This is a genomic window from Paenibacillus sp. FSL L8-0158 (assembly GCF_038592965.1).
Lineage (GTDB): Bacteria > Bacillota > Bacilli > Paenibacillales > Paenibacillaceae > Paenibacillus > Paenibacillus polymyxa_D.
Genome location: NZ_CP151949.1, coordinates 3,614,317 through 3,631,256 on the forward strand (window position 1 = coordinate 3,614,317; position 16,940 = coordinate 3,631,256).

14 protein-coding genes and 1 other annotated feature are annotated in these 16,940 nt (G+C 45.1%); of the genes, 3 read left to right on the forward strand and 11 right to left on the reverse strand.

Annotated elements, in window-relative coordinates:
- Positions 1 to 29: 29 nt before the first annotated feature.
- From NSQ68_RS15835 to NSQ68_RS15855, 5 genes are all read right to left on the reverse strand, one after another.
- Complete coding sequence (locus tag NSQ68_RS15835; protein ID WP_007431028.1) at positions 30 to 320, reverse strand: YlaN family protein; 291 nt, start codon at positions 318 to 320, stop codon at positions 30 to 32.
- Between the two features lie 141 nt (positions 321 to 461).
- A complete protein-coding gene (locus tag NSQ68_RS15840) occupies positions 462 to 704 on the reverse strand; it encodes an HPr family phosphocarrier protein (protein ID WP_013310915.1) in 243 nt (80 codons plus the stop codon).
- 89 nt (positions 705 to 793) lie between these two features.
- Complete coding sequence (locus tag NSQ68_RS15845) at positions 794 to 1,909, reverse strand: aminopeptidase (protein WP_307346570.1); 1,116 nt, start codon at positions 1,907 to 1,909, stop codon at positions 794 to 796.
- A gap of 76 nt (positions 1,910 to 1,985) precedes the next feature.
- Positions 1,986 to 2,837, reverse strand: a complete 852-nt coding sequence (locus tag NSQ68_RS15850) for a hypothetical protein (RefSeq protein WP_342426489.1) — start codon at positions 2,835 to 2,837, stop codon at positions 1,986 to 1,988.
- 195 nt (positions 2,838 to 3,032) lie between these two features.
- On the reverse strand, positions 3,033 to 5,018 hold the full coding sequence (locus NSQ68_RS15855; RefSeq protein WP_342426490.1) for a sensor domain-containing diguanylate cyclase: 1,986 nt from the start codon (positions 5,016 to 5,018) through the stop codon (positions 3,033 to 3,035).
- A 436-nt stretch (positions 5,019 to 5,454) separates the two neighbouring features.
- On the opposite strand from NSQ68_RS15855, the gene rpsD reads away from it, so the two are divergent.
- Positions 5,455 to 6,054 (forward strand): 30S ribosomal protein S4, encoded by a 600-nt coding sequence (rpsD, locus tag NSQ68_RS15860; RefSeq protein ID WP_013310919.1) that lies wholly within the window; start codon positions 5,455 to 5,457, stop codon positions 6,052 to 6,054.
- Between the two features lie 79 nt (positions 6,055 to 6,133).
- Here rpsD and NSQ68_RS15865 read toward each other — a convergent pair whose 3' ends face one another.
- Positions 6,134 to 7,003 carry an AraC family transcriptional regulator gene (locus NSQ68_RS15865; RefSeq protein WP_342426491.1) on the reverse strand — a complete coding sequence of 290 codons (870 nt, stop codon included), beginning with the start codon at positions 7,001 to 7,003 and terminating at the stop codon, positions 6,134 to 6,136.
- A 201-nt stretch (positions 7,004 to 7,204) separates the two neighbouring features.
- Positions 7,205 to 8,458: a tyrosine--tRNA ligase gene (tyrS, locus tag NSQ68_RS15870; RefSeq protein WP_013310921.1), complete on the reverse strand. Its 1,254-nt coding sequence runs from the start codon at positions 8,456 to 8,458 to the stop codon at positions 7,205 to 7,207.
- Between the two features lie 66 nt (positions 8,459 to 8,524).
- Positions 8,525 to 8,790: a binding site (T-box leader), on the reverse strand.
- 135 nt (positions 8,791 to 8,925) lie between these two features.
- Between tyrS and NSQ68_RS15875 the strand changes: the two genes are divergently transcribed.
- Positions 8,926 to 11,949, forward strand: coding sequence for a transglycosylase domain-containing protein (locus NSQ68_RS15875; protein WP_342426492.1), 3,024 nt, complete (start codon positions 8,926 to 8,928; stop codon positions 11,947 to 11,949).
- Positions 11,950 to 12,038: 89 nt separating this feature from the next.
- Here NSQ68_RS15875 and acsA read toward each other — a convergent pair whose 3' ends face one another.
- Positions 12,039 to 13,754: an acetate--CoA ligase gene (gene acsA / locus NSQ68_RS15880; protein ID WP_342426493.1), complete on the reverse strand. Its 1,716-nt coding sequence runs from the start codon at positions 13,752 to 13,754 to the stop codon at positions 12,039 to 12,041.
- 240 nt (positions 13,755 to 13,994) lie between these two features.
- Here acsA and NSQ68_RS15885 point away from each other — a divergent pair, with 240 nt between their 5' ends.
- Positions 13,995 to 14,627 carry a GNAT family N-acetyltransferase gene (locus NSQ68_RS15885; RefSeq protein WP_307346590.1) on the forward strand — a complete coding sequence of 211 codons (633 nt, stop codon included), beginning with the start codon at positions 13,995 to 13,997 and terminating at the stop codon, positions 14,625 to 14,627.
- A 13-nt stretch (positions 14,628 to 14,640) separates the two neighbouring features.
- Here the strand turns inward: NSQ68_RS15885 and NSQ68_RS15890 are convergent, their stop codons facing one another.
- The 3 genes from NSQ68_RS15890 to ytxJ all read right to left on the reverse strand — a co-directional run bounded on the left by NSQ68_RS15890 (position 14,641) and on the right by ytxJ (position 16,910).
- The gene (locus NSQ68_RS15890; protein WP_342426494.1) at positions 14,641 to 15,339 is read right to left on the reverse strand and encodes a 5'-methylthioadenosine/adenosylhomocysteine nucleosidase; all 699 of its coding nucleotides are present in this window, start codon (positions 15,337 to 15,339) and stop codon (positions 14,641 to 14,643) included.
- Between the two features lie 114 nt (positions 15,340 to 15,453).
- A complete protein-coding gene (gene ccpA, locus NSQ68_RS15895; RefSeq protein WP_029517652.1) occupies positions 15,454 to 16,461 on the reverse strand; it encodes a catabolite control protein A in 1,008 nt (335 codons plus the stop codon).
- 107 nt (positions 16,462 to 16,568) lie between these two features.
- Complete coding sequence (gene ytxJ, locus NSQ68_RS15900; protein ID WP_069010576.1) at positions 16,569 to 16,910, reverse strand: bacillithiol system redox-active protein YtxJ; 342 nt, start codon at positions 16,908 to 16,910, stop codon at positions 16,569 to 16,571.
- Positions 16,911 to 16,940 lie beyond the last annotated feature (30 nt).

The window sequence follows — 16,940 nt, forward strand, 5'->3', positions numbered from 1 at the left end:
CGCATGCTCTCATCAATTCAACCGTCTTCCTAATTGGCCTTATTATTCATGGCCTCATATAGAATAGCCAGATTGCGTTCCAGCTCACTGACCAGCTGTTTACCTACCATTTCCGGAAGAAGTCCAGCGCGAACCGCAAAATCCACTTCCTTGGAAAATCCGTACATCTGAGTATCCAGCACTTCCTCATAGAGAGGGCAATAACGGGTTGCCAGATTCTCCATCTGTACTTCAATAAGCTTCTTTATTTTATCTGCATCTTCCTGAAGCAGATTAATAGCCTTGATATTCAATTGTTCCTGCAAATCAGATGAAGTCATGGATTCTTCCCCCCTATGTCTCAATGTCGCACAAGACGTCCTATCCTTAATATTAGACCAAATTGCAGGCTAATACAAGAACCTGACAAAAAAAGCATCCCTACAGTTACAGGTAGGGATGCTTTTGCTTCAAGAATAAAGTTAGCTGGCTACTGAAATATGAAGTCCGTGCTTCTCGAACACCTCGATGATCGCTTTCTTGGCTTCCTCCGCATCTGGTCCATGAACGTGTAGTTCATAGCTATGGCTGCTGACTAGGGTCGTAAACAAGCCCAGTATACTTTTCACATCAATATACTTATTTTCGGAATGAAGGACGATGGAAGAGGTGAACTTGCTCGCCGTCTGTGCAATTTCAACAACCGCCGCGTTATTATTGGACATAGAGATCCCTCGCTTTACTGAATTGTCATGTATCGTTACTCATCCATAATGATACATTGAAATCGCTTTCTCAGCAACAACGGATATCGTTATTTTAAATTTTCAGGATTTAATGGCTCCAGCTCAGGCAGTACAAAGATGCCATCTTTACGAATCAAAACATCGTCAAAATAAATTTCACCACCGCCATATTCTGGACGCTGAATCAACACCAAATCCCAGTGGATCGATGAACGATTACCGTTATCCGCTGTTTCATAAGCTTGACCCGGTGTAAAATGTAAGCTGCCGGCGATTTTCTCATCAAACAAAATATCCTTCATTGGATGTAAGATGTGCGGATTAAACCCGATGGCAAACTCGCCAATATAACGTGCTCCCTCGTCAGAATCGAGAATATCATTCAGCCGCTTCGTATCGTTACTCGTCGCTTCCACGATCTTACCATTTTCAAAACGGAATTTAACATTTTCAAAAGTAATACCATTATACAGGGTTTGTGCATTGTAGCTGATCGTTCCGTTAACGGAATCACGTACAGGCGCGCTGTATACTTCGCCATCCGGGATGTTGCATTGACCTGAACACTTGATAGCTCCAATTTGCTTAATAGAGAAATTCAAATCCGTACCCGGTCCGCTGATCCTTACCTTGTCCGTCCGATTCATCAGGTCTGCCAATGCATCTTGAGCTTTGTCCATTTTTGCATAATCCAGATTACACACATCGAAATAAAAATCTTCGAACGCTTCTGTGCTGATATTCGCCAATTGAGCCATGCTGTCATTCGGATAACGCAGCACTACCCATTTGGTGTGTTTCACCCGTTGTTCGCTATGTACCGCATGCTGATAAATGGAATTATACATTTTCATTTTATCTTCCGGCACATCTGACAAATCATTTACATTTTCACCTGCACGAATTCCGATATAGCAGTGCATTTGCTTCATCCGGTTAAGGTCAATCTCAGCCCAGGTCTCCAGCATCTCCTTTGTCGCGTGACGAAGCATGGCGCTCTGTACCTTACGGTCTGTAAGTTGTACAAAAACATTTCCACCTTTTTTACCAACTTCATGAACGATGGCGTTAAGTAAGTCGCGCTCTGAACCAATCATTTCGATTAATACATTTTCTCCAGGCTGCACTTCAACAGAGTAACCTACCAGATTTTCCGCCAGCTTAAGTATTCTAGGATCTTTCATGTAGTGTCTCTCCTTCTCTATTTCATTCTTTTTGAACAATGGTTAATTCAAAATTCATTGTATCACGCCCGCCCCGTTACTTGTAGTCCTCAAAAGTAACTCTGGTTATCAAAACCTCTTGATGCAGCTCTTCATTCGCTCCCTGTCGGGTAATCTGGCATTCGGATGAAAGCTTTAAGGGTAAACCTGTTTGGCGATCTATGGTCAAATGATACACCGTATGCACAATGGATTGCTCCAGCTGGTTGTTCATATCCTCACAACTTTGCGCCCATATTTGGCTCAGCTTCTTTTGCAGCTCTCGATTCGTTCCTGTCTGCTGCGTTTTTAATATCCCGATTTGAGGGTTTAACGTATTCATTTCTTTTATTAAACGATCTTTCAACCAGCGCTTTGCCGAAGCAGATTCCGGTTCAATCCTCAACACCCAAGTTCCCCGGGCAGCTCCCGTTTCCATACGAATGCTCTTATTCAGTGTATTTAATTCCTCAAGCTCCTGAATCGGATTGAAGCGATTTAACATACCATTTCCAACCACAGGAGGATAACCGGATGTCAACGCAACCCATTTCCCACTCTGACGAAGAAAACGTTCCTGTGTAACATCATGCTCGGACTTACCTTGTTTCAGAGCTGCGTAGCCACCTTGCTTACGGAAAGCCTCTGCAGAGCCCCAGTGCATGGTCAATTCATCGTGATTTCTTAGCCTACCGCGATATTCAAACTGCTTATTCGTTGGCAGACCACTGTCAGCTCTAATTGCAGTCCGTCCAGTAAACGTTATCATCTCTTTGCCAGCCATTCCTGCAACAGCTCTCTTAAAAATCTGCTCAGGCGTATATTGTCGATCCAGTGCACAACCACTTAACACACCTATTACAAGCAACACACCACAAACCTGCATCACCCATTGCTTTCTCCAATGCATCCCATCATCCGTCCTATCCTGAACGTAACTGTACTCATGAGCAATAATCCTGCTTCAAGGCAGTTATGCTACCTGGTTCACTTCATCGCGGTATCCCTATAGTTCAATCATACACACGATATAGCTACGTTTAGGATTACCTGTGTGCAATGGGTTATGCAAGACAAAAAGAGAACATTCCCTAAGGAATATTCTCTACACATTGGCTACATGATCAACAACTATTCGATTGCGTCCTTCATTTTTCGCTTCGTATAAGGCCATATCAGCCCTATAAAATAAAGATTCAATACTGATTTGCTCATCCAGCCAGTTCCATTCTGCAATCCCGCAAGAAACAGTCACCTGAGGCTCGGTTTCATGCTGTACACGGTAACGTATTTTTTCTGCATATCTGAGCGCCTGCTGCACCCCCAGCTGCGGTAAATAAATGGCAAGCTCCTCGCCACCCCATCTCGCACATACATCCTCGTCGCGAGTCGCCGAACGAACGATATTGCTGACGCTTTTCAAAATTTCGTCACCCGTCTGATGCCCATGCGTATCATTCACCTGTTTGAATTGATCAATATCTACCAAAATAAGAGATCCACAGAAATCCTTTTCCTGATGTTGCTGAATGATTTGGTCCACATAATGACGTACATACAGACCTGTTAACATATCCATATTAGCCAACCGCCGCACCTCAGCGTGCAGCATAGCATTGGTTACCGCCAACCCGATATGAGGGGCTAGCATTTGCAACATTTTGTAATTATCGTAAGAGAAAAAGTGTGGAAGCTTGCTGGACAATAGTATAACCCCTTTAGGAGTACCGCTGGTCTTCATAGGTACAGCCATCAAAGACTGGGAGTGCGTCGCATCCATAAAATGAGAGGATATCCTCCCATCCTTTCTATAGTCCGACACAATCACTGGTTCCCCTGTTAAGCGTATTAGTCCAGCAAATCCATCGTCAAGAGGGTAACTTTCCAGTCTTAAGCTTTCCACATTACTCGACATGACCTTAAAACAGTTTCCATCCTGGTCAAGCTGTACAATACAACAAAAGTCCGCCATGAACATTTTTAATAACTCCTGCACGGCAAATTCAAATATTTCATTTAACTTCAGGCTCTGATTCAAGCGCTGAACCAGTTCATTAATGAGACGCAATTCATGGATAAGTACATTTGATTGCTCAAGCAGCTTCGCATTTTCAAATGCGGTGCCAGCCGTATCCGCCATCATGGCAATCAGCTCTACATCCACTTTTTTCATACTATCCGCGCCCGATGGAAGAATCATATGGAAAACACCGTATACACCCTGCTTACCACGTAATGGGATGCCGATTTCAGTTATTTCATCTTCTGTACCGACAGGCTCATTCACAGCCATTTGTCCTTTCATAAATGCACGGACGCATACATCTTCGTCCCGTTCATGCAGCAGCAAAGGTTTGACCTGTGGATTGCGACTATGCCGATCCTGACTCATATACAAGGTGATATCTACATGGGGAAACAAATAGGCGATGCTCCCGAATACCTCATCCAGCACGCCTTCTACGTCAATTTTGTCATGCATCCGTTTTACAATCTGAAATAAAATAGAACGGCGTCTACCTTCACGATCGCTTCGATTCCGCATCCCAAGGACATCTTCCATAAATATGTACTCAAACTTCGTGTAAAAGCAGGATTTAAAATGTAAAGCAGCTGCTAACAACGTGTCCAGATTTGAGACAGAATGTTGAGCAGGCCGTGTAAAACGAAGAGCGGCAAAGGGCTCGCTCTTGTAATTACGGCATAGTATGGGAACCATATACACAAACGCAAGGCTTCCATCACGAAGTTTGCGCTGGCTCACTTCCATCTCTCTAGATATGCAACAACGTTCGACCAAATCCAAATCCTCGTCATCATCTTCTTTCTTACCAGCAACACGAACACCTATAAAATTAAAAACAGCAGTATATTCTTCGTTAATCCAGGATATACCATTGCCCTGTTGTAACCAACTCCGATATCCTTGGACAAGCAGCTGGTTAATATAGGGGAAATCATAGGGTGTCATATCCATGTTCTGGAGCCAGGCAAAAGACGTATATCCTTTATCATCAAACAGCGGAGCACCGCTAGCCTGGACCGTTTTACTGTCAAGCATTTGCTGATCCGTTGTTGAAAATTCCGACATATTAAGGCGCTCCTTCACAGCAAAATTAGCTGTACCAAGACAGCGGCTATACACCACTATAGCTCATAATATGATCTATTTTACTCCCAACTCTAGAAATTTGCATCCATTTTCCAGAAATTCGTCCCACTTTTTTAGTTCTAAAGCCCTATCGACAAAATTTGACGTTTTCATTCTTTTTCTCTTCTTGACATTGACCTACTCTTACATGTAGTATATATTATTGAAAAAGACTGTACGGCAGAACTATCTACTGTGCGGATCTTAAATTTTGGGCGTAACAGTTTGTGTCACCCTCATCTTTTTTGTTGCTGACAGGACAGCGGCTGAACTTTTCTGTCAGTAGTGCGTCTCACCTTCATAGGTAGCGCCGAACAAATTGGAGCGCAAAGAGAGCCCCAACTCAAATTTTAATTATGAAGGAGTTAACTCTATAATGGCACGTTACACTGGTCCTAAATTTAAATTGAGCCGTCGTCTCGGTATTTCCCTGAGCGGCACAGGTAAAGAATTGAAACGCCCTTTCCCTCCGGGACAACATGGTGCAAACCAACGGAGAAAAATCAGCAACTACGGTATGCAGCTTCAAGAGAAACAAAAGCTGCGTCACATGTACGGCTTGGGTGAAAAACAATTCCGTACCCTGTTCAACAAAGCTCAACACATGCACGGTATCGCTGGTGAAAACTTTATGTTCTTGCTGGAAAGCCGCCTGGACAACCTTGTATTCCGTCTTGGCTTTGCTAATTCCCGTGCAGGCGCACGTCAATTGGTAGCTCACGGTCACGTTACTGTGAACGGTAAAAAAGTTGACATCGCTTCTTACCAAGTAAGCCCTGGCGACGTGATCGGTCTTCGTGAAAGAAGTCGTTCCCTGTCTTCCATCAAAGAAGCTTTGGAAAACCGCAACCACTTGGTAGCTTACCTGGAGTACAATGACGCAGCTCTGGAAGGTAAATTCATTCGTTTGCCTGAGCGTGGCGAATTGTCTCAAGATATCGATGAAAAACAAATCGTCGAATTCTACAACCGCTAATCCTTGCATTAGCACCAAAAAGCACCCGAATAGATTCGGGTGCTTTTTTTATATTCCTTATGCATTGAGCCTGAGAGTTTTATTCAATGGGGATGTATACTTTCATGCTCAAATGATCTGGATAGGAGGAATTCATCACGTCCGTAATTTCAAAATCTGGTCCCTCCCTCCGTTCAAAATTAGAATTAGGAAGCCATGTGCCATAGATAAAGTCTCGTATATTCTGAACCCGTCCATCTGAACCCGAAGCGTCAAACTCAGCATACTTCCCTGCTGGAATCTCCATATAGATGAAACCCTCTGCCAGTTCATTTGACTCTTTTTCAACTGCCTCGCCCACCACAAATGAAAATGCACCATTGTCTTCAAATCGACAGGCAACCCCATATGACATTCCCGGTGCGATCTTGTTCGGGATACACATAAAATATTCATTGGCTCCAAAGTGCCCATAAAATCCTGGAATTTCTTTATAGTGCTGCTCATTATTCAGATTTGTTTTATATTCATACCCTATAATTTTGGTCGTTTCGAGCTGCAATATCACTGGCTTGTTCACATCCAAATCCCCCTTCGTATTTTTTTGATAATCCAGAAAATTAATTTTATTTTGTCCAAGAAGCTCAATATCACTGTTACGATACTTCCCAGGGGTGATCCCAAAATTCTTTTCAAAAGCGCGGGTAAAGGCTTCTTGCGAGTTGTACTGAAACTCAATAGCAATGTCCAACACTTTTTGATTGGATTGTTTTAGCCGTTCAGCCGCCTCGGACAATCTTCTCCTTCTTATATATTGTTGAACCGTAAAACCCGAAATGGCCTGAAAAACCCGCTGGAAATGAAAAGCTGAAAAGCATGCCTGTGAAGCAATCTCGGCAATTTTTAAATCCTCCCGCAGATTCAATTCAATAAACTCAATCGCACACTGAATTCGTTTAAAATAGTCCATATAATCCTTCCCCACACTCGTAATTGTTCTGGTTATCTATCCTACACCCAAATTGTACAACCCACGTTTTCATTATGTATAACTCTTTACCTACATGTTTGATTATTTGTGCTAAGTTTACCATGACTTTTCACTTGGCAGAAATAAAAAAGCAACGCTGAGATCGAGACAATCTTAGCGCTGCTTTTGAATATATTCTCATTATCCAAGCTTGATTTTAGCAAATTTTCGTTTACCTACCTGCACAATGTCGCCTTCCTTCGGCGTGTATGCTTCGTTCACATCGGTCCATTTCTCTTCGTTAATTTTGACCGAGCCCTGCTGAATACTGCGTTTGGCTTCACCATTAGATGCTGCAAAGCCCAGATGAGTCAGCAACTGGATCACACGAATGCCACCTTCTTCTAACTGATCAGCCGTCAAGGTGAACTCTTCAATATCGTCAGGCAACGCGCGCTGCTGGAATACGGTAACAAAATGCTGCTTCGCTGCTTCCTCTGCTTCTTCGCCGTGATACATGCGCACTAACGTTCCAGCCAGCTTCATTTTGGCATCACGTGGATGTACTGAGCCGTCCTTAACACCTTTCGCCAGCTCTGCCAGCTCCTCGTTGTTGATATCCGTTGCAAGCTCAAAATATTTCAGCATCAGCTCGTCAGGAACGGACATGGATTTCCCGTATATTTCGTTCGGCTCCTCATCAACACCAATGTAGTTCCCCAAACTTTTGCTCATCTTCTGGACGCCATCCAGGCCTTCAAGCAACGGTAATGTAATAGTAGCCTGCGGCTCAACTCCGTATTCTTTTTGCAGGGTTCTACCCATCAGAAGATTAAACTTCTGATCCGTTCCCCCCAATTCAATATCGCTTTGGAGAGCCACGGAATCCATGCCCTGCATCAGCGGGTAAAAGAACTCATGGATGCTGATCGGCAATCCGTTTTGGTACCTTTTTGTGAAATCATCCCGTTCCAGCATACGGGCAACCGTTACTTTGGCCGACAGGGTTACTACATCAGCAAAAGACATTGGCCCTAACCATTCGGAATTGTAAAATACCTTTGTTTTTTCAGGATCGAGAATTTTAAAAATTTGTTCCTTGTATGTTTGGGCATTACGCTGTACATCTTCCTCAGTCAGTTGCTTACGAGTCTCCGATTTACCTGTCGGATCACCAATTCTGCCTGTAAAATCTCCAATAATCAGTTGCACTTGATGGCCTAATTCCTGGAACTGGCGCAGTTTGTGCATAACAACCGTATGTCCGATGTGAATGTCGGGCGCAGATGGATCAAGGCCCAGCTTAATTTTGAGCGGCTCGCCGCTAACGACCGATTTGATCACCTTACGCTTCAGCTCATCCTCCGGTACAATTTCCGCTACACCCCGCTGTATCACCTCTAGCTGTCGTTCTACCTCTACCTGTTGCTCCGGCTTCAATTCTTCCCACTTCATCCTGTATGCCTCCTATTTTCCATCCAAAATATTACATATTAGACAAACCAAAAAGCCCCTTTCATCCCAAGGGACGAGAAGGAGCTGCTCGCGTTACCACCCTAATTAAAGAAACGCATGTCAAAGACAGACATTTCTTTCACTTCATTCCTATAACGGGCCTACACCCGGTACTGGATTACTATGGTAGCTTCGCAAACCTGCAAAGCTTTCCATTCATCCAGACAGCTCCAGACGGTAATTCAAAGGAGGGACGCTACCGATTCACACCACCCATCGGCTCTCTGTACAACGTAATTCCGCCTTCTACTGAAGTCTTTCTCTGCTTTTCACGATATTTACTTTGACCTATTTATAACACACTGTTTTTATGTAGTCAACGACACCAAAAGACAGGCTTTTTAGCATATGGGTTCATTTTGTAATTTTATGCTATAATAATGGCTGTTATAAAGGAGGAAGACTTAATGGTTGAAGAAAAAAACAATGTGTCAGAGCCAAAGCCTTCCCGCTTGAGGACAACCATGCGAAGGCTCGGCCGTGTCATAAAGTGGGTCGTCATCATCGGTTTTATGGGGGCACTATTTGCAGGAGGGGCCGCCGCCGGCTATGTTGCTTCTATTGTAAAAAACGAACCCGTGCGTTCCAGATCCATGATCCTACAGGAAGTAGATAAGAATGCAATTACAGGCTTCGCTTATTTCAATGATGGTTCTCCCATCGGACAACTCCGGACAGAAGAAGATCGAAGACCTGTCACGTTTAAGGAGATTCCACAACTCGTCATTGATGCAGTCATTGCCATTGAAGATAATCATTTTTACGAGCATAAAGGTGTCGATCTGTCGGGAACGCTGCGTGCTGTGAAGCAAAAGGCGCTGCATGAATCCGTACAAACCGGGGGTAGTACTCTCACCCAGCAGCTTGCGCGTCGTGTCTTTCTAAATCTTGATCGCACGGATGACCGCAAGGTCAAAGAAATTTTGCTATCTCTGCGCCTTGAGCGTTTTCTGAGCAAGCAACAAATTATTACGGCCTATCTCAATAAAGTACCTTTTGGTAACGGCTCAAGCGGTTACAACGTCTTTGGCATTAAAGCAGCGGCCAAAGGTATTTTTAATGAGAATGATCTGAACGAGCTTAATATAGCCCAGGCTGCCTATCTGGCAGGTTTGCCACAGCTTCCTTCTTCCTATTCTGCTTACAACGGTAAGGGCGAGTTTAATGAAGCTGGCTTTAAAAGAGCCATCAACCGCCAGCACTTGGTGCTCAGTCGAATGCTGGAGGAGAACAAAATCAATAAAGCACAGTATGATGAAGCGATGGCTTTTGATATCAAAAAATCTCTCGCACCACGCACTGTTAAAGCTTATAACACCTATCCATATCTTATGATGGAAACAGAACGACAAGCTGCGCAGGCACTCATGTCTGTCACTAATCCGGGTCAAGCAGCTAATGCCAGTGCAGATGCCAAAACCAAGGACGATAATGATTTGCTCAAAGAAGCCGAACAGCAGCTTCGCACAGGCGGTTATATGGTGTACACCACCATTGATAAGAGCGTATACAAATCCATGCGTCAAATTGCAGAAAATAAGGACAATTTCTCTGCCACTAGTAAAACCAAGGGTGACGAACAAGCAGCGGCTATTTTGATTCAGCATAAAACAGGCGCCATTCTTGGAATGATGGAAGGTCGGGACTTCCAAAAGGAGCAGATGAATTATGCCACCCAGATGGTTCGTCAGCCTGGTTCGGCAATGAAACCGATTGCTGCCTATCTCCCAGCATTGGACAGCGGTCTTGTGCAGCCTGGTAGTATCGTGGATGATGCCCCTATTATTTTGAAAGATGGCAGTAATGGGTATCACATTCCGAAAAATTCTAACAACCGCTATCAAGGATTGGTCACGGCGCGTTATGCACTGAATCAATCGCTCAATACGATAGCACTCAAGCTGTTTAACGAAAAAGTAGGGATCAGCAAAGCTTGGGCTTTTGCCAAGAAGCTGGGTATCACCACCTTGGAATCCAGTGATAACAACGCCCAAACGGGTGTACTTGGCGGCTTGGCCCATGGGGTGACCGTCGAGGAGCTCACGAATGCATACGGAGCCATTCCAAATGGCGGTGTGTTTAATGACGCCTATATGATCGAAAAGATTGTGGATTCGCAAGGCAATATTGTATACAAGCATCAGCCTAATCCTGTGCAGGCCTTCTCACCGCAAACCGCCTACCTGATGACAGATATGTTGCGTACAGCCGTGTCGGAAGGCACAGGCAGACTGGTGAAGCGGAACTTTGATCAATCCGGCAAGATTCCGATTGCCGGCAAGACAGGCACTACGCAATCCTACACGGATGTTTGGTTCGAGGGCTTTACGCCTGACGTCACGCTGGGTGTATGGGTTGGTTACAAGCAACCTGTCAATAAGCTTGAAACGAAAGTCCAAAAAGAGCGGGCTCGTCGCCTATGGGCTCTAATTATGAATGAAGTAACAGCTAAAGATGCCCAGCTGTTCCAAACGGACAGTTTCAAGAGACCTGACGGCATTGTAACCCGTACAGCATCCGCGTATGGTTCGGACATTTATAACAGTAAGTATCCACCTAAAAACAGTGAAAATGGTGTGACCCGTGCGAAATATATTACCTACCAAGGTGTGAATTATATTCCACGTGATGGTACACCGGATGATATGTTATATGAACGGACCGTTAGGAAACGAGAAAAGCCAATCTCAGAATTAATTAAAGAGCTTCAGCAAGCCTTTAAGGTGATGAGACGACATAATTCATTGTCCTACTATCTGCCTCAGGATGCAGATAAGGAAGCTCCTACTCAGATTGATCCACGCAGGGACGATGGAGCAGCCCCTAACGCTCCATCTAGCGTCAACGTAAGCTATAGTGACGGCAAAGCCATAATCAGCTTTAGCCCAAGCGGAAACAGCGACGTCGTAGGATACCGTCTGTATCGTTCTACAGATGGGGGGAGCTTCCAACAGCTTGGCAAGGTCGTTATGGCTGACGGCTCCAAGGTGTTCTCTGACAGCCCTGGGGGCAGCAGCTCCAGCTACTACGTGACCGCCGTTGATGTAGGCGGCCATGAGTCCGGTCCAAGCACGAAAGCAAGCGCAACACCTATAGTGCCACCTGCAGATTCTGAGTCTCCAGACGTTCCGGGCGAGGGAGATGGAACAGGTGCGCAGCCTACAGAGGTTCCTACTGCCCCTGGACAGCCTCAAGCTAAAGCCGCAGGCTCATCCGTAGCGCTCCAATGGAGCGCAGGTAAGTCTGCGGACGCTATTACAGGCTATAACGTGTATTACAGCGAAAGCGGTGCAGAGCCTTTTACAAACATAGGCTCTACCGCATCTACCAGCTTTGAATATAAGTCGGGGAAAAAGCCAAAAGGCTGGTTTCGTGTCACTTCCATGAATGCCATGGGGGAATCGGCTCCTTCCGGAGCCGTCCGTCCATAACTGAAGACAAAAGTAGAAAGTGATAGGAGTCCCCTTAGCCATTAAGGCTTTGGAGACTCCCTTTTTTTAATTCTAATATGCACAGTACTTCAATCCTCTATGGTAGATAAGTCACCTGTAGGAAGGTTAAGCTCCCAGGCTTTCAACACCCGTCTCATAATTTTACCGGAACGAGTTTTGGGTAACTTTTCCTTAAATTCAATTTCGCGTGGAGCAGCATGGGCAGACAGCCCTTCCTTAACGAAGCGATAGATGTCCTGCTGCAAAGCTTCAGACGGTGCATAGCCTTCACGCAGTGCAACAAAAGCTTTGATAATCTCTCCACGCACGGTATCTGGTTTTCCAATAACCCCGGCTTCCGCTACAGCAGGATGCTCCAAAAGCTTGCTCTCCACCTCAAAAGGGCCGATTCGCTCTCCAGAGGAGTTAATGACATCATCAATCCTACCCTGAAACCAGAAATATCCGTCCTCATCCATGTAAGCTGAATCACCCGATACATACCAACCGGGAAAGCGGAAATATTCCTGAAACTTGTTTGGATTGTTCCATATACGTTTCATCATGGATGGCCATGGTGTACGGATCGCCAAGTGACCCATCCGGTTAGGAGGCAACACCTGCCCTCTGTCGTCCAAAATAGCAGCTTGAATACCTGGGAGTGGCTTACCCATCGAACCCGGTTTAATCGGCAGCTCAGGGTAATTACAGATCAACTGAGCTCCAGTTTCCGTCATCCACCAAGTATCATGAATGCGCTGCGTATATACTTGCCATCCCCATCGCACCACTTCGGGATTCAGCGGTTCCCCAACGGATAATACATGCCGCAGACTGCTAAGATCATATTTGGAAACAACCTGCTCCCCTGCGCTCATCAGCATCCGAAACGCTGTAGGAGCACTATACCATATGGTCACTTCGTGACGCTCAATCGTACGGTACCAGTCTTCCGGGCTGAAACGGCCCCCACGAATGACATTCGTCGCTCCATTTAGCCATGGAGCAAAAATACCGTATGACGTTCCCGTGACCCAGCCAGGATCAGCAGTACACCAATACACATCATCTTCCCGCAAATCCAGCACCATTTTGCCAGTATAGTAATGCTGAATCATTGCATTTTGCACATGATACACGCCTTTGGGCTTGCCTGTTGAGCCAGATGTATAGTGAATAATTAATCCATCTTCACGATTCAACCATTCAGGCTCAAGTTCCTCTGAGGACGTAAGCATTTCTGTCTCAAAATCGATAATTCCCTGCTCGCGTTCATCCATATCACCAACCACAAAAATATGCCGCAGCTCAGGAAGCTCTTCACGCTTTACCCGTGACAGAAGCGCAGGAGTGGTCACTAATGCCACTGCCCCACTATCCTCCAATCGATCCTTAACCGCAGTTTCCATAAACGCCTCAAACAATGGACCGACAACAGCCCCTACCTTTAGAACACCAAGTAAACTAATAACCAGCTCAGGCGAACGCGGCATGAAAATAAACACCCGCTCCCCTTTACCAATACCGTATTTGCGCAGCACATTTCCGAACCTGTTAGAGCTAGCACGAAGCTGAGAGAAAGTGTAGGTTTCATGACGGTTTGCGTCACAATACAATAGTGCCGCTTTCTCACCCCGTCCTTCCTGTACATGTCGATCAATGGCTTCATGCGCCATATTTACCTTGCCTGTTTCATACCACGTAAAATGACGCTCTGCATCCTCCCACTGAAAGTTGTTGTAAGCTTGTTCATACGGGCCCATGTTGGATGTGGGAACTACAGTCTGGAGTTCTTCAATCTTCATGCATTCAGCCTCCTCACAATGGATTAATGAGAAATACGCAGGACAAGATAACGCTTACAAAAATCAATAAAGCAGATAGAGTCCTTTAGTTTACTGGTTGATTTAAATTGTGAACATTTTATGTCTAAAACAGTATATCATAGGTCAGGATGTGACGGCCATCCTTTTCATTTAATTGTTTTTTTGCTATAAGTATGGAATATGAGGAACGAGCTCATGGCGAACAAGGAGGGCGTACGCATGCAGCATTTAAAACTGTACCACTTGGACACGCTGGATCATAAAGGACAAACAATCTATGTAGAAGGCCCCGTATCCGCGGATCAACTGCGTTCATTTCAAATGCACAAGCAATTAGATGCCTTTCGCAAACCAAAGGAGCAATTCGACGCGTTGGTGGATATTTCAGAACTGCCAGAAGGCAGAATTATCATTGCCCATAACGGGGAAACCCTTTTGGGATATGTTACTTTTCATTACCCAGATGAGATGGAGCGCTGGTCGGAAGCTGGCATGAAGGATTTACTGGAACTTGGAGCTGTTGAGGTAGCCGATGACTATCGTGGTCTGGGCCTGGGTAGCCGAATGATTCGGATTGCCTTTGAGGATGGACAGCTTGAGTCCTACATTATTTTTACGACCGAATACTATTGGCATTGGGATTTAAAAGGCAGCGGTCTCTCCGTATGGGAATACCGCCGCATGATGGAGCGTCTAATGAAAACTGTAGATATGGTCTGGTACGCCACGGATGATCCTGAAATATGCTCACATCCTGCTAACTGTCTGATGGTACGAATGGGAAAGGATGTGCCCCTCGCATCACAAGAGCAGTTTGACCATATCCGATTTGTTCGAAGATTCATGTATTAAAAAAATTATACCATTAGCCCAAATGCTTGAGCATGAACTCCACAATACGATGCGAACGATGGGAAGCTTCTACCGTAAATTCAGCATAATTAACGTGGGCCGATCCATCAGCCTTATCTGACATAGATCGTAGGACAACATAAGGCACAGCGTTCATATGAGCTGTCTGAGCCACAGCTGCACCCTCCATTTCGGTACAAACGCCGTCCATTTCCTGATGTAATGCAGTCACTAACTCACGATTTGCAACAAATTGATCGCCAGAAAGTACCTTGCCGACAATATACCGATCGCCAAACGATTTGCAGGCTTGCTCAGCTAGACTTACAAGCTCGGGATCAGCCACAAACTCTGAGGTGTCCTGATAAGGAATGACCCCTCTGGCATAACCCAAAGGCGTTACATCCATATCATGCTGCATACATGTTGATGAGATGACAATATCCCCAATGTTTAAATCAGGATGAACCGCCCCTGCCACTCCCGTGAATATAATCTGTTCTACACCAAAATGATCAATCAGGATTTGTGTTGTTACCGCAGCATTAACCTTGCCTACACCGGATTTACAGACGACGACTCTTTGCCCGTGAATGATTCCTGTAGTGTAAGTGATTCCAGCCTTGACCGTCTTACTCCCTTCCGTCATCGCTGCCAGCAGCAATTCAATTTCTTCATCCATAGCACCCATTAATCCATAAAGTCGGCTCATTACGCATCCCTCTATTCTTGGTTTGATGATGATGTCCAGAAGAAGCTTTATATCCACGAAAAAAGCTCCATCAAAGGAGCTTTCATCGAAGGTATATCCTATTCAGCACTGCGTCTAGTCTAAATAATTTACTGACAACCGCAAAATAGTTTCATGCGGCAAAATAACGCGAGGGTTCTCCACGTTTTCCTTTTTCATCAGCTTGGTCAGCAAACGCATCGCTACCGCACCCAAATCGTACATCGGTTGTGCGACGGTTGTCAGCTGAGGACGAACCATAGAGGCCATACGAATATTATCAACACTGATTACCGAAAAATCATCAGGAACTTTCAATCCCTCATCCTGAATACTATGGATCGCACCAATTGCCATTTCATCCGTTGCAGCAAAAATCGCACTTGGCTTCTTCTTCAGACCGAGAAAATATTTCATTGCTTCGACACCGGATTCATAACGGTAGTTCCCGATTCGCACGAGATCCTCCTGATAATCAATTCCGGCTGCTTCCAATGCTCTCTTGTAACCTTGGAAACGTGCATAGCCGTTTGCAGGGTCTTGAAGCGTACCACTGATCATTGCGATTTGACGGTGTCCATGGCGGATCAACGTGTTTACTGCATCAAAAGCAGCCGCTTCATGGTCAATATCGACCGAAGGATAGCTTCCTTTTTCATCACTCGTTGCACATAGAACGATAGGGACCGCAGCTGTATGGAACGCCTGAATATGCTCGTCCGTTACTGTACCACCCATGAACAGAAGACCATCCACTTGCTTTTCAAGCAATGTGTTGATGACACGAATCTCTTTTTCTTTTCGCTTGTCGGCATTACACAAAATAATATTATAGTGATACATATTCGCTATATCCTCAATACCGCGTGCAATTTCTGCAAAAATTGAGTTCGATATATCCGGTATAACCACGCCGACGGTCGTTGTCTTCTTGCTGGCCAGACCTCTAGCGACCGCATTTGGGCGATATCCCAATTGTTCAATCGCTTCGTACACTTTCTTGCGAGTCTGAGGTTTCACATTAGGATTATTGTTAACTACGCGGGACACTGTGGCCATTGAGACACCAGCTTCGCGAGCTACATCATAGATCGTTACCGTCACATTCCTTCTCTCCATTGCCAATAAATTTTCAACCGAATCCTAGATCAACTAATTAGAACCATGATACGACAAAATACTACTTTATGCAACGACAGCACACATTCTGTCTATGTGAGATGATCGTGGAGTGCACGGGCTGTAATATTCGAATGGGATGTATGCCAAACAGCCTCTCCGCCCTTGATTAAAATGGCCTGCGGGGATTCATGCTTCACCTGAAGCCTGTCCGCGGTTTCATTGGACACCGGCCGATCTTCTACTACATAAATGATACCGTATTCAATATTTTCGTTGGGAGCGTCATGCAAATAGGACTCCACTTCCTGATATGCGCCTGCACTTATCGGACAACGTGTGCTATGTTTAAAGAGAAGCAACGGCTTGTCTGATGACGCTTCCAGAGCCGTATCTAATTGTTGAACAGTAGTCATTTTTGTCATCGTCGCCATTGGATATACATTCCTTTCTGTGTCTTGTCG

What these genes read in the sequence shown, in the direction of transcription:
- NSQ68_RS15875 (WP_342426492.1), top strand. Translation starts at nt 8,926, where the DNA reads ATGGTTGAAGAAAAAAACAATGTGTCAGAGCCAAAGCCTTCCCGCTTG.
- NSQ68_RS15855 (WP_342426490.1), bottom strand. Translation starts at nt 5,018, where the DNA reads ATGTCGGAATTTTCAACAACGGATCAGCAAATGCTTGACAGTAAAACG.
- NSQ68_RS15850 (WP_342426489.1), bottom strand. Translation starts at nt 2,837, where the DNA reads ATGCATTGGAGAAAGCAATGGGTGATGCAGGTTTGTGGTGTGTTGCTT.
- NSQ68_RS15845 (WP_307346570.1), bottom strand. Translation starts at nt 1,909, where the DNA reads ATGAAAGATCCTAGAATACTTAAGCTGGCGGAAAATCTGGTAGGTTAC.
- NSQ68_RS15865 (WP_342426491.1), bottom strand. Translation starts at nt 7,003, where the DNA reads ATGGACTATTTTAAACGAATTCAGTGTGCGATTGAGTTTATTGAATTG.
- NSQ68_RS15835 (WP_007431028.1), bottom strand. Translation starts at nt 320, where the DNA reads ATGACTTCATCTGATTTGCAGGAACAATTGAATATCAAGGCTATTAAT.
- acsA (WP_342426493.1), bottom strand. Translation starts at nt 13,754, where the DNA reads ATGAAGATTGAAGAACTCCAGACTGTAGTTCCCACATCCAACATGGGC.
- tyrS (WP_013310921.1), bottom strand. Translation starts at nt 8,458, where the DNA reads ATGAAGTGGGAAGAATTGAAGCCGGAGCAACAGGTAGAGGTAGAACGA.
- rpsD (WP_013310919.1), top strand. Translation starts at nt 5,455, where the DNA reads ATGGCACGTTACACTGGTCCTAAATTTAAATTGAGCCGTCGTCTCGGT.
- NSQ68_RS15890 (WP_342426494.1), bottom strand. Translation starts at nt 15,339, where the DNA reads ATGAGCCGACTTTATGGATTAATGGGTGCTATGGATGAAGAAATTGAA.
- NSQ68_RS15840 (WP_013310915.1), bottom strand. Translation starts at nt 704, where the DNA reads ATGTCCAATAATAACGCGGCGGTTGTTGAAATTGCACAGACGGCGAGC.
- NSQ68_RS15885 (WP_307346590.1), top strand. Translation starts at nt 13,995, where the DNA reads ATGCAGCATTTAAAACTGTACCACTTGGACACGCTGGATCATAAAGGA.
- ytxJ (WP_069010576.1), bottom strand. Translation starts at nt 16,910, where the DNA reads ATGGCGACGATGACAAAAATGACTACTGTTCAACAATTAGATACGGCT.